Origin of the sequence: Falsiroseomonas oryzae, assembly GCF_027856955.1 — a bacterium.
Taxonomy (GTDB): domain Bacteria; phylum Pseudomonadota; class Alphaproteobacteria; order Acetobacterales; family Acetobacteraceae; genus Falsiroseomonas; species Falsiroseomonas oryzae.
Genome location: NZ_JAPSMD010000121.1, coordinates 1 through 13222, shown reverse-complemented (window position 1 = coordinate 13222; position 13222 = coordinate 1). Strand labels below are relative to the sequence as shown.

Below are 13222 nucleotides of genomic sequence, written 5' to 3'. Positions count from 1 at the left end.
CGGGGACGTCTATCGCGGCTACCTGGTGGACGACAGCGCGCGCTACGATCCCAACCAGACCATCGCCCTCGGCACCGGCGTCTACTGGATCGCCTCCGAGCAGCAGATCGGCGGCCCCGCCCAGTCGGCGCGCGGAACCGTCTGGACCGACGCCTACCTCGATGCCCAGTCAGGCCAGTGGCTCCAGCCGCGCAGCTGGTGGAACTGGGGCGTCCCCTCCGGCACGGCCGGCCTCGGCTCGGAATACGATGCCGTCTGGGACGGCCGCGAATGGGACGATTTCGGCCGCGCCGGCCAGCACCTGTCCAACTTCCAGAGGGACAGCCTCTACACGTGGTTCTTCGCGGATGGCGCGACCGGGGACGTCTATCGCGGCTACCTGGTGGACGACAGCGCGCGCTACGATCCCAACCAGACCATCGCCCTCGGCACCGGCGTCTACTGGATCGCCTCCGAGCAGCAGATCGGCGGCCCCGCCCAATCGGCGCGCGGAACCGTCTGGACCGACGCCTACCTCGATGCCCAGTCAGGCCAGTGGCTCCAGCCGCGCAGCTGGTGGAGCTGGGGCGTCCCCTCCGGCACGGCCGGCCTCGGCTCGGAATACGATGCCGTCTGGGACGGCCGCGAATGGGACGATTTCGGCCGCGCCGGCCAGCACCTTGCCGATCTGCTGTAGTGCCGCACCGGCGGCAGCCGGGCCCGCGATCACTCCGCACGCGGAGGCAAGCTCTGCACCGGCCAAGGCGCGCACCGAAGCATCGCTGACGCGCCGTCACACCCAGGTCAGGCCGGCAGCCTGTGTGGAACGACAGCTCGACCCGCGCGGGGTCCGGCTGATCGCGGCGACGTCATGCCTCGATCGTGAGCTCTCCGACCGCGATGCCGAGGATCCACCTCGGCAGGCTCTCCGTCCAGACGGGTTCTGGAAAGCGGAAGCGCAACAGGTTGGGACCGCCGGGACGGAGGAGGCCCGCGGGGATAAGCGCTGCGATGTCCTGCAGGCTTGCATCGGGCGTCATCGCAAGACTGCCGAACACGGCGCCGTTCAGCGCCATCTCTACGGGCGCAGGCAGCTTGGCCAGCATGCGGAGCGTTGCCGCCCCGGACTCGCCGCGCCATGCGAATCCGATCGTCGCCTCATGGGCCGCAGCCCAGCACCCCCAACTCTCCGCCGGCCGCCAGCCGAACATGAGGTGTCGGATGCCGGGCTCGTTCGAACGGAACGCCACGGTCTCGCCGGGCGTCAGGTCGGGCAGATCCATGGGGAAGCTGGGAAACTCCGCTGCATTGCGTCCCTGCAGCCACCAGCCGTCGTTCAGCGGGTCCAACGCCGGCGCCGCCGTGCGGCGGAGCAGCGCCGTGGTGCCGCCAGCGATCTCCTCGAGCGACCACATGGGATCGGCGGCGAGCGTACGCAGCATCTGGCCGATCGTCGGGATATGGATGTCGTCGAGTATCAGCCAGCCGTCGCGCCGTATGTGCGGATAGACGAAGTAGTATTCGAGCTCGACGAAGGGCCAGGCGTGCGGTCCGTCGAGCAGCGCGACATCGATCGGGCGGTCGAAGTGATGGCGGGGCACTGTCATTTGGGTCGGCCCGAAATGCGGCTCGACGCGGTTGAGACGGGTGACGGGACAGCCCTGGTAGTAGGCGACGCTGCTGTCCGGCACTGCGCGGTCGTCGAAAGTGAAGACGAGATGGCGCTGCGAGAGGTTGGAGAACAGGATCGTCGACTTGCCACATCCCGTCTCCATGGTGAGGGAGTGGCCGTCGCCGCAGATCTCGGCCATGCGTCGCACCGTCGACACGGCAAGACTGCCGGCATGATGCCCTGCCGGCCTGCCAGCGTCATAGGCGGCGATCGCTTCGAGAAGTGCCATCGTATCCACAGGATGTCTCCAGTGCCCGGACCACGCCCAGCTGTGCTACTGCTCGGGCCGAGGTCGCAACGAGATCGAGAACAGCGCTAGACCGAGACGACGGCGATTCGGCGCGGCTGCGTCTGGATCGGTTTCGCGTGCATCCGGCAGCTCCAACTGCAAGACGATTTCGCGCTGTCGGCCTTCGACCGGCCGCAGCACTTCAGGCGGCACGAACAGGTCCCGGGTCCCTCGATTTGCAGACGTGTCGAAGATCCATTCCGCCAGCCTGACCCCGCCGGAGCTGACAATAGCGCGCTGCCGCGGATTGGCGGGATCGATGAAGCCCTGAACGAGCATGCTCAACTCCACGCCGCCAGTGCCGGCTGGCAGGCGCATCGCGAGGAAGGCCAAGTTGCCGTCACTCCAAGTCCCCCAGGCCTCCGGCGCGCTCCAGCCGTCGCGCAACGCCGCAACGCCGGCGCTGCCGCCCGTGAAGACGAGTGGCGCGCCCTGCCTGAGCAGCGGCGGCCGTACCGGCGCCCCTTCGGACTGCCCGCCTGCCAGCGGCAGATCCGGCGCCTGACGAGAGCGGAGCCATCCGGGCGCGAGCACGTTCAGCCCATCCAGTTCCACCAGCAGGTCACGGCTTCGATCGATGCTGGCCGCGGCAAGGCGCGCGGATGCGTCGTCGAGCACGTACAGCGTATCGGGATCGAAGCGGCCGCTGGCGAGTTCCTGCTCGCCTTTCGCAAGCAGCGCCATGTGCTCGCGCCCCGCGAAGCGGGCGAGATAGACCGCATCCGTCGCCATATCATGAGTGAGCGCGTAGTATGACAGCCACTCCCAGTGCGGTCCGTGGCTAGTCGCTGGTATGCGGCGCAGTCTCTTGTAGGCGGGCGCAAGGTCTTCCCAGAACGGATCGACAAGCGGACTCGGCCAGGAGCTTCCAACCTGACGAAGCCGCTCGCCATGTTGCGTGCGCGCCGGCGCGGTGTCCGCAAACTGCACGACGACGGCCAGCGCGAGTACGGCTGTACCGATGGCGCGCGGTAGCCGGCGCGCTACCGCGATGGCGGCGCCGAGCAGGAGCAGGTAGTGCAGCGGCCAAGTCATCCGTCCGGATGCGCGCAGCATCTCGGCAGCCACCATGACGCGCCCAGGCAGCGGAACCTCGACAAGCTCGACACGACCGATCGCGATCTGGTTCGACAGGGCGAAAAGACAGAGGCCCAGCGCTGCGACTGCGGCTGGCCAGATCGCCGGCGCGTCGCGGGTGAGCGGCCGCCGCAACAGTATGGAGAACGCCGCTGCGATTGCGAGCGCCAGGCCAGCGAGGCCAAGGAAGGCGGAACCCTCGATATCGGAAGCACGGCTCGCGATATCCGGCCACAGGCGCGACCATCCTTCCGAGTCGAAGAAGGTGGCCAGGTGTGCCCGATAGGTGCCGAACAGTTGCCCCTGCGCGAGACCTCCGCCAGGCAGAAGGCGGAAGCCAGCCAGCCAGAGCGCGCCGAAGCCGAGCAGGACGACCCCGACAGCCTCTGCCGCGACAGGTCGAACCAGCCGCCAGAGCCAATAACGGCGCACCAGGTCCGACGCCCAAAGGGCGAACACCATGACGAAAAGGTAGGAATGCACGAGGGCGGCCAGCGCAACCAGAAGACCCCAGAGCACACCTTGGCGGTGTGTCGGCGGCCGGACGCAGAGCAGCAGAGCGGCAAGCACCGTCCACTGCCCAGAAAGCGCGTAGTGACCCGATTGAAACAGCACGCGCATGAAGACCGGGGAAAGGCAGGCGAGCGCCGCAATGAGCGCGCATTGCAGGCGGCTCGACAGAAACAGGGCAGCGAGGCGCCAGGCGAAGACCGCCTGAAGAGCGAAGCACAGCAGGAGCCACAACCCATGATACTGCCAGGGTCCGGTGGCGGGAGCGCCAGCCAACTTGGACAGCAGCGCTGCCCCCGGAACGACGTCGGCGAAGAAGATCGTGCTCGCGATCTCGAGCCCATAATCCGGGTTGAGGCTGGGCGGCCAGGCCCACCCGCTGCGGCGGAAGAACGACCATCCGAGGTAGTACTGTGCCGCGTCGCCTGCAGCCATCCAGCGGATGTTCCTGGGATCGAGTACTGCCGTACCCACCGTCAATACAAAGAGCGCGATGCCGATCGCAGCGGCCGCAACGACCTCGGCGGCCATGCCGGCCGGGGACATGGCGACTTGGCGGGAGGGTAACTCCGTCGCCATGCCTACGATCAGCGGCACCGTTGCGGAACGTTCGCCAAACGCATCAAGGCTTCATCCATCTGTGAGGCAAAGCGCTTTGTCATGCCCAGGCTCTCATGCGCCGTGCGGGTCGCGGCGGCTGCGGAGCGACGCTCTGCCTCATCAGCCAGCAGACGCGCAATCTGACCGGCAAACCTCGCCGGATCGTCCGTCAGCCGACACGGGGGGCGAAAATGCTCGGGCAGGCCGCGAAAGGCGAGCGGCGTGGCGACCACCGCCTTGCCCGCTGCCAGGGCCTCCAGTCCCTTGATGGCGATTCCGGCACCAACCGTCACCGGCAGCGCTACGAGCGCTGCGGAGGCATACTGCGCGGCGAGATCACGAACCGGTCCGACGAATTCCACGTCATCCGCCAGCAGGTCTTCACGGTTCGCGATCCAGCCGATGGTCCCGACCACTCGCACACGCGGGCGAGGATTCGGCAGGCACGGCAGGACCTCTCTGACGAACCAGCGCACGTTGCGCACATTGGTGGGGTTATCGCTGGCGACGATCAGGACATCGCAGGGTGGGACGGCTTCTTGGGGCGGCGCCAATGTCACGGCGGGCTGACACAGCAGCACGCGCCAACCTTCCTTCCCGAGCCGAGTCCGCAGGAAGGCGGCCTCCTCGACGTTGATGGCACCCACCACGTCGGCGCGCTCGAGATAGGAGAGTTCGTCAGCCAGCATCCTCTCGAACGGGTCCTGGCGACCTGTGATCAGGTTGCGCGCGCCACGGATGACCATCTGGCGCGCCTGCACGTCATGCGTCTCGATCCAGAGAGGCGCCTGGCCGCGGAGGGCCGCAACGAAGGGCTCGTGAAAGTAGTGGTTCACCAGTACCAAGGCGAAGCCTTGCTGCCGTACGATCTGCTGGACGGCGGGCGGCAGCGGGCAGGTCCGGCGCGATTCGGCCAGTTGCCGCGCGTAGCTGCTCCCCCGCAACGTCCGCAGCATGTTGGCCGCCTGGGCAAGGCCAGCAACGCCCGAACGCGGCGAGGACCAGGCGGTCAGCGGAGCAGGGCTGCAAGCCCGGTCATCGAGAACCTGGCGCCATATCTCGTTCCTGGCTCGGGCCGAACAGTCCGGGTCGAGGACGACCTCGACGGTTGGCAAGCCGCGCCGCGCCAGGTGCCGCAAATGCTGGTCGAACACGGTCGCGCTGCCGGACGCGAACCAGGACGGCCTGACATACAGCACTGGCTTCGGCGCTCGCACGCGCGGCGCCGGCCGGGTCAGCCAATCGACGATGCCGTGCCAACGCATCCAGTCGTTCTGTGCTGCCTCGCGGCGCCGCGCGCCGAGCAACGCGAGGCTTGCGCCGCCGTCCTGCAGCAGCGCATCCGCAGCGTCGGTCCAGCGATCCCACGCGTCGACGAAGCGCACGGCAACGCCGGCTGCCTCGTCCTCGACCGCCATGCCGGCCGAGGCGACGATAGGCTTGCCGGCCAGCGCGGCTTCCAGGAACACACGGCTGACGCGTCGCGCGTAGCTGACCGGATCGTAAGGCAGCAGCACCACATCCGCCTGGCCCAAAAGCGCGGCATAGCCCGCTTCGGAGAGATCCTCGCTCAGCACCGTGACACCAGGCGTGGTCCCGAGCGCGAGAACGCGCTCGCGCAGATCGTGCGGCGTGCGCGGCGCCTGGAGGACGATGTGGTACCTGTCCGAGACGCGCGCGAGCGCCTCCATCAGTGCAGGAAGTGCGGCCTCGCCCTTGTCGTGCCGGACCGCGCCCGGGCAGACCGCAATCCGCTGCCCGGCTGCGCGCCGCCGCCGAAGGTCGGCGAAGAGCGACGCCTCGAAGGCCGTGAGCTCGCCCGGTTCGCCGCGTACCGCGGCGGCCAGACGCTCGACATGCGCCGGCTCGAACACGTCGCCGATCGGCTGCACAGGCAGGCCGAGCAGCCCTGACATCTTGTCGGACAGGCGCTTCGTCGTGGCGTAGCAGCGCAGGCTCGACCCCCAGCCCGATCCCTGCAGCCTCGCAGCCAGAATTTCGAGATCCAGCGGGCGGTACCACTGCTTGTAGTATTCCGGCTCCTCGTGGAACACGAGGGCGATCCGCGGAAGCGGTCCGCCCAGCAAGGCCGGCAAGGCCAGCAGCTCGCTCAGCAGTCCTGGCGTCGCTGTCGGGACCAGGACAGCCAGGTCGGCCGACACTCGATCCTGCTGCCTGACGGCATCGAGCACGATGCGGGCGAACGGCGACAGCGTCTCACGCGTGGCTGGGCGTCCGACGAACTGCACGCTCACATAGGCTATGCCGAACGGGAGGGCGCCGATCACGCCGGCCAGCCCGAGCGACCCGAACCGCGCCGCCGCCGTGATTGCCCGACCAACGTGACGGGCGACCCGCCGGAGAAGCGCTCGGACGCGTTGTGCTGCACGCGTCCTTGCGACTCGGTTGACGAGGCGCGCGACGGGCGGCGGTTCGACCAGCAGGCGGAGTCGCCGCGAAACCGCAGTCGCGGCGTTCAGACCGCGCGCGGCCTGTCTCTGCAGCGTGCGCGCGTGGCGCAGGATGGGCGGCTTGCGATCCTGTACTTCGTAGTATGATCGGGGAAAGACGGGCTCGACGCGCATGCCGCCGACCTCCGGCGGCCCACGGTAGTCGCGGTGCGCCAGGATGCGCGCAGCCCATCCGCACTGGGCGAAGCGCCCCACGAAGGCGCCGGCATAGAGCCATGGGTGGCCAGCCCGCCCTTCGAGGTGCGGCTCGACGATCAGTACGGTGCGCGGCCGCGTCGGGGCAGTCACGGACCCGCACCTCGACGCACCATGCCGGCATCGGCGAGGCGCCGCTCCGTCTCCGGCGCAAGCGGTCGCCTGGGAAACAGCATGATCACGCAGCTCTCGCCCGGCTTCCAGTTCGCGGCCTCGTAGATCCGGACGTGGCTGGGCGCGAGACGCTCCAGCAACGCCTCGTCCATCCGGTTGAAGTGTCCCTCAATCAGGTCCTTCTCTTTCCACGGGCAGGCCACGAGGACGTAGTCGCCGGCAAGGCGACGCAACTCCGTCGCGAAGCTGATGGGATCGGGCACATGCTCGATCACGTGGCTTGCGATGACGAGATCCCACCCGCCCTCGCCCGGAATCTCCCGGATGTCCGCGACCCGATGGCTGACATTGGGCGCGATCGCCGACAGGGGGCCGGCATACCAGGAGTCGAGATCGACGGCTTCGACGCTCACCGTGAAGCTGGCGTAGGACCAAGGGTGCAGCACGCGCGCCAGCAGGTCGGAACCTGCGCAATAGCGCGGCCCCACGTCCAGCACGCGCACCGCTGGCTCCCGCGGCCGACCGACGTAGAGCGCCTGGATGATTGGCAGGAGATCGACCATCATCGCTTCTTCCTGCCCGAGCTGGGCGTACAGCGCCTCCCCGACCTCGCTGGGTGGCTTACCGAGGAAGGGCGCCATGGCGCGCGCCTTGAACTCCATGACGTTCGACGCCGGCGCGACGGCCTCGGCCGACTGCTCGGGCGATTCGCCCTGGACGGGCTCGGCTTCCGCAGGGCTCGCCTGCGCCGATACGGGGGCCGGGACGGGCGCTGCGACGGGACGACGACGGACCAAGTCCACGATGCGTCGGACGGAACCGGGCAGGGCGGGGCGCGGCCGCGGCTGCAGGAAAAGGTTCGTCAGGCCCACGTAGTCAGCATCCGCGAAGCTCACGCGGTAGTCGTGACGCAGCAACCAGTCGGTCAGACCCGGCATCTCATCCAGCCAGACCTCGACCAGGATGTCGGGCCGGCAGCCTTCGACGAGTCCCTCGGCCCCTTCCAGCACGGCAAGCGCCATGCCTTCGACGTCGATCTTGATCAGATCGACACGGCCGGTCACCCGAGCATCCAGTCGGTCCACCTCGATCGACCCCGTCATGCCGGTGTCGAGTCGCATGCCCCCCCTGTTTGCCTTGGCCGCATCCTGCGGATCGAGGCGGAGACTGGCCTGGGACGCGACAGCACCGAGACCAACGCCCAGATGCCCGGTATCCACGTTCGTACAGCCATTGGCGTGGAGATTCGCCAGAAGCTCAGGCAGGACGTCCGGATTCGGTTCGAAGGGAATGACCTGCGACGCGCCACAAAGTTTTGCAAAGAAGATCGCGTGGTTGCCAATATTTGCGCCGACATCGATAATTCGCGCCAGTGGCGGAATCGCCGGCCGGATGCGGCGCAGCAGTTTCGCTTCGTAGAAACTGCGACCAGCCCAGATGGCAGATTGGATGCTGTCTGCGTTCTGGCGGATCCAGAACCGGATGGGCGTGCCATCCTCTTCGAATTCGAGCCAACTTCCGTGCGGTGTCGGCTGCTCCGCGTCGAATGCGATCGGTCGAGGTGCCACCATGCTTCCTGCCTGATCCCTCGGCCCAATGGCCCCTGCCGCGTTGCGGCTGCGCCACCCCGGCGCCGGGCGGCGCGCTCGGCTGGCAAGGGAAGACGCATGGGTGCCAGGCGAGCCCTGCAGCTCGGTGCCCGCTTTGGCCGGCGGGCGGCTTGTGACACGCTGCAGGAGAACCGGCAAGGTGTCGGTTGGCTTGGGGCCCGGAAGGCGCCTGACAGGCGCAATCGCGGCATGTCGGCCAGGCGCAGCGCGGCATGCGGTATAGTTGCACGAAGATGCTGGCCGATGTCCCTTGCCTGCAACCGGCGCGCCGCATCAGGGCGTTCCGCAGGAGAGGATTGGCGGTGACGGCGTTCCACAATCTCCATGCTCACGGCCTCGTGCGCGCCGCGGCTGCTGCGCCGCGACTGCGCGTGGCCGACCCGGCGTTCAACGTGGCAGAAACCATCGCGATGGCGCGCCGGGCGGCTGCCGAGGGCGCTTCGCTCGTGCTGTTCCCCGAGCTCGGCCTGTCCGCCTACGCCATCGACGACCTGCTGCAGCAATCCGCCCTGCTCGAGGCGGTGGAGCAGGCCGTGCTGGCCGTGCTGGACGCGAGCCGCGGCATCGCCCCGGTCCTCTTCATCGGCGCCCCGGTGCGCGCGGGCGGGCGGCTCTACAACGTGGCGCTCGCCATCCATCGCGGTCGGCTGCTGGCGGCCTTTCCCAAGACCTACCTGCCGAGCTACCGCGAATTCTACGAGAAGCGCCACTTCGCCAGCGGCGGGGGCCATGTGCCGCCGGTGCTGCTCCTGGCCGGGCAGGAGGTGCCGTTCGGCACGGACATCCTGCTGCGCGCGGCGGACCTGCCTGACCTGGTGATCCATGCCGAGATCTGCGAGGACGTTTGGGCGCCTGTGCCGCCCTCCGTCGCGGCCGCGCTGGCCGGGGCGACGGTGCTGGTGAACCTCTCGGCCAGCAACGTGACGGTCGGCAAGTCGGCCTATCGCCATGCGCTCTGCCAGGTGCATTCGGCGCGCTGCATCGCGGCCTATCTCTACTCGGCCGCGGGACAGGGCGAATCCACGACCGACCTGGCCTGGGACGGCCAGGCAATGATCTACGAGAACGGCACGCTGCTGGCCGAGGCGGAGCGCTTCGCCGCCACGCCGCCGCTGATCCTGGCCGATCTCGACCTGGAACGCCTGCAGCAGGAGCGGCTGCGCCAGACCAGCTTCGGCGACGCCGCCGACCTGCACCCGCCGAAGCGGCCCTTCCGCGAGGTGAGCTTCACGCTGGCGCCCGACCTGGAGTCCGACCTTGGCCTGCGGCGCACCGTCGCGCGCTTCCCCTTCGTGCCGGATGACGACGCGCGCCTCTCGGAACTCTGCTACGAGGCCTACAACATCCAGTCGCACGGGCTGCGCCAGCGGCTGGAGGCGGCCGGCATCAAGCGGATCGTGATCGGCGTCTCGGGCGGGCTGGATTCGACTCAGGCACTTCTGGTCGCGGCGCACGCCTTCGACGCGCTGGGCCTGCCACGCAGCGACATCCTCGCCTACACGCTGCCAGCCTTCGCCACGACGGACCGCACCAAGTCGAATGCCTGGGCGCTGATGCGGGCGCTGGGTGTCAGCGCCGCCGAGATCGACATGACGCCGGCCTGCCTGCAGATGCTGCGCGACATCGGCCACCCCTTCGCCGCCGGGGAGCCCGTGCACGACGTCACCTTCGAGAACGTGCAGGCGGGTGCACGGACCTCGCTGCTGTTCCGCCTGGCCAATCACCACGGCGCGATCGTGCTGGGCACGGGCGACCTCTCGGAACTGGCGCTGGGCTGGGCGACCTATGGCGTCGGCGACCACATGTCGCACTACAACGTCAACGGCAGCGTGCCGAAGACGCTGATCCAGCACCTGATCCGCTGGGTGGCGGAGGAGGGTGTGTTCGGCGCCGCAGCGAAGCCCGTACTGCTTGACATCCTGGCCACCGAGATCTCGCCGGAACTGGTGCCGGGGAGCGGGGGCGACCAGCCGGCGCAGAAGACCGAGGATTTCGTCGGACCCTATGCGCTGCAGGATTTCACGCTGTTCTACACCACGCGCTTCGGCTTCCGTCCCTCGAAGATCGCGTTCCTGGCCTGGCACGCCTGGCGCGATGCAAGGGTCGGCGCCTGGCCGCCGCACACACCGCCGGACAAGCGCATCGCCTACGACCTGCCCACCATCGGGCGCTGGCTTGGGGTGTTCGTGCGGCGGTTCTTCGCGACCAGCCAGTTCAAGCGGTCTGCCCTGCCGAACGGGCCGAAGGTCAGTTCCGGCGGGTCGCTGTCGCCGCGCGGCGACTGGCGGGCCCCGAGCGACGCCTCCGCCACCGCCTGGCTGGCCGATCTGCGGAAGATTCCCGGCGGAGAGTGAGGCGGACGGGGCGCCGTTCGTCGGTCCCTGGCGGGCTCGTCCCGGTCGGGCTATAGCCGCGCGATGCGTGCCCCGACCGCCTTGTCCGCCTCGCCGAGCTATGTGCGCGACGCGGCCGAACCGCGCCTGACCGAACGGGCGCTGACCGACCTGAGCGCCGGGCTGCAGCGCTGGCGTTTGGCGGGGGCGCTGGCGCGGCTCGACATCCGCAACCGCTACCGCGGCTCTGTGCTCGGCCCGTTCTGGATGACGGCGTCGATGGCGGTCATGATCGCCGGGATCGGCCTGCTCTACTCGACGCTCTTCAAGATGACGCTGCGCGAGTACCTGCCATGGCTGGCAGTCAGCCTGCTGGTCTGGACCACGATCAACCAGATCGTCGTGGATGCCTGCGGAAGCTTCATCGGCTCCGAGGGCGTGATCCGCCAGATGCCGCTGCCCTACACCGTGCACGTGCTGCGCTTCGTGTTCCGCAATGCCATCGTCGCGGCGCACAGCCTGCCGCTCATACTCGTCGTCTTCATCGTCTGTGGCGTGTTCCCGGGCCCGGAGGCGATCCTGGCCATACCGGGCCTGGCGCTGCTGGCGGTGAACGCCTTCGCTGTGGGGCTCTTCCTGGGCATGGTCTGCGCGCGGTTCCGCGACATCCCGCAGATCGTGACAAGCGTGATGCAGCTGTTTTTCTTCCTCTCGCCGGTGCTGTGGAAGCCGGAGCTCCTCGGCCCGTCGCAGGCATGGCTGCCATTGAACCCGTTCTTCGCGATGATGGAGACGGTGCGTGGCCCGCTGGTCGAAGGCGGCGCGCCGCCGATCATCTGGGTGGCCGCGCTGGCCTACAGCGCGCTGGCCTGCACGGTTGCGCTGGCCTTCTTCATCCGCTTCCGCGGCCGCATCGCCTTCTGGGTCTGAGCCGCGACCATGCCGCACATCGAGGCCGACCGACTCTCGATCGAGTTCCCGCTGTACCACGTGGCCGCGCGCTCCCTGAAGAAGCGGCTGATGGCGCGTGCGGCGATGCGGCTGAAGGAGGATGCCAGCCATCGCATCGTCGTCGCGGCGCTGCGCGAGCTGAGCTTCCGCATCGAGCCCGGCGAGCGCGTCGCGCTGGTGGGCAACAACGGCGCGGGCAAGACCACGCTGCTGCGCACGCTGGCCGGCATCTACGAACCCGTGGGCGGCCGGCTCGAGGTCGCCGGCCGGATCGGCTCGCTGATCGACCCGGCGGCCGGCATGGACATGGAATCCACCGGCCGCGAGAACATCGTGCTGCGCGGCCTGTTCCTCGGTCTGTCGGAGGCCGAGTGCGAGGCGATGGCGGATGAGGCCGGCCGCTTCAGCGGGCTGGGCGAATTCCTCGACGTGCCGGTCCGCACCTATTCCGCCGGGATGAGCGTCCGTCTCTCCTTCGCCGCGGCCACGCTGATGGCGCCGGAGATCCTGCTGATGGACGAGTGGTTCCTGGCGGGCGATGCGGACTTCATGGCGCGCGCCAACGAGCGGCTTGAGCAACTGGTGGTGGGCGCGGACATCCTGGTGCTGGCCACCCACGACCTGACCATCGTGCGGAAATGGTGCACCCGCGCCATCCGCCTGAACGGCGGCCGGATCGAGGCCGACGGGCCCGTGGCCGAGGTGGTCGGCGCCTAGCCCGCTCGCGGCACGGGACGCCGGCACGGCCAGGAGCAAACAGAGGCCGAGCCCGGCCCGACGCGCGAGGAAGCCCCCATGCTCGACTGCCTTGCCGATCCATCATCCCCCGCGCTGCCGTTGATGGCGGTGACGCCGGAGGGCCTCCCGGCCCTGCTCGACCGGCTGCCCGCGGCACAGGCAGGCTTCCTTCGCGCCTCCGGCTTCATCGCGAAGGCGCAGGAGATCCGCCTGTTGCCGGGCGGCGAGGGCATCGCGGGCGCGGTGCTCGGCCTCGGCGCGGACCCGGCCGAGGCAGCGAGTCCATGGGCCTTCGGCGCTGCGCCCTTCGCCCTGCCGGAGGGCACCACCTGGCGCATCGAGGGCGCACCCGATCCCGCGGCGGCCGTGCTCGGCTGGTGCCTCGGCGCCTACCGGTTCCGCAGCCTGAAATCCGAAGGAGGCAGGGCCGCCGCGCGCCTGGTGCCGCCGGCGGGAACCGAGGCGGCGCAGAGCACCGCCGCCGCGATCCGGCGCGGTCGCGACCTGATCAACCTGCCCGCCAGCCATCTCGGCCCAGCCGAACTCGCCGAGGCGGTGCGCAGCCTGGGCGCCGCGCATGCCGCGACGGTGGAGGTGATCGAGGGGGCCGCCCTGGCGGACGGCTTCCCGGCCGTGCAGGCGGTGGGCGGGGGCTCGCCGCGGGCGCCGCGGGTCGCGGCTCT

At 69.2% G+C, this 13222-nt stretch carries 8 protein-coding genes and 1 pseudogene; 5 read left to right on the top strand and 4 right to left on the bottom strand.

What is annotated here, in order from left to right; genetic code table 11:
• A partial coding sequence (locus OZN99_RS13745; RefSeq protein WP_270935809.1) for a hypothetical protein occupies window positions 1-676 on the top strand: 676 nt, incomplete at its 5' end.
• A gap of 172 nt (window positions 677-848) precedes the next feature.
• On the opposite strand, the gene OZN99_RS13740 is transcribed toward OZN99_RS13745, so the two are convergent.
• The 4 genes from OZN99_RS13740 to OZN99_RS13725 are packed head-to-tail and all read right to left on the bottom strand — an operon-like array spanning window position 849 to window position 8478.
• Window positions 849-1880, bottom strand: a complete 1032-nt coding sequence (locus OZN99_RS13740; protein ID WP_270935810.1) for a class I SAM-dependent methyltransferase — start codon at window positions 1878-1880, stop codon at window positions 849-851.
• Between the two features lie 45 nt (window positions 1881-1925).
• Window positions 1926-4058, bottom strand: coding sequence for a DUF6311 domain-containing protein (locus OZN99_RS13735; protein WP_270935808.1), 2133 nt, complete (start codon window positions 4056-4058; stop codon window positions 1926-1928).
• Between the two features lie 56 nt (window positions 4059-4114).
• Window positions 4115-6886 (bottom strand): glycosyltransferase, encoded by a 2772-nt coding sequence (locus OZN99_RS13730; RefSeq protein WP_270935807.1) that lies wholly within the window; start codon window positions 6884-6886, stop codon window positions 4115-4117.
• Window positions 6883-8478: a class I SAM-dependent methyltransferase gene (locus OZN99_RS13725; protein ID WP_270935806.1), complete on the bottom strand. Its 1596-nt coding sequence runs from the start codon at window positions 8476-8478 to the stop codon at window positions 6883-6885. Before OZN99_RS13725 ends, OZN99_RS13730 begins: the two co-directional genes overlap by 4 nt.
• Before the next feature lie 341 nt (window positions 8479-8819).
• Between OZN99_RS13725 and OZN99_RS13720 the strand changes: the two genes are divergently transcribed.
• The 4 genes and pseudogenes from OZN99_RS13720 to OZN99_RS13705 form a co-directional block, all read left to right on the top strand.
• Window positions 8820-10871: an NAD(+) synthase gene (locus OZN99_RS13720; protein WP_270935805.1), complete on the top strand. Its 2052-nt coding sequence runs from the start codon at window positions 8820-8822 to the stop codon at window positions 10869-10871.
• A gap of 63 nt (window positions 10872-10934) precedes the next feature.
• Entirely contained in the window at window positions 10935-11780 is an 846-nt protein-coding gene (locus tag OZN99_RS13715; RefSeq protein ID WP_270935804.1) for an ABC transporter permease, read from the top strand.
• 9 nt (window positions 11781-11789) lie between these two features.
• A complete protein-coding gene (locus tag OZN99_RS13710; protein WP_270935803.1) occupies window positions 11790-12518 on the top strand; it encodes an ABC transporter ATP-binding protein in 729 nt (242 codons plus the stop codon).
• A gap of 78 nt (window positions 12519-12596) precedes the next feature.
• Window positions 12597-13222: pseudogene (locus tag OZN99_RS13705) on the top strand (leucyl aminopeptidase family protein); the annotation flags it as partial.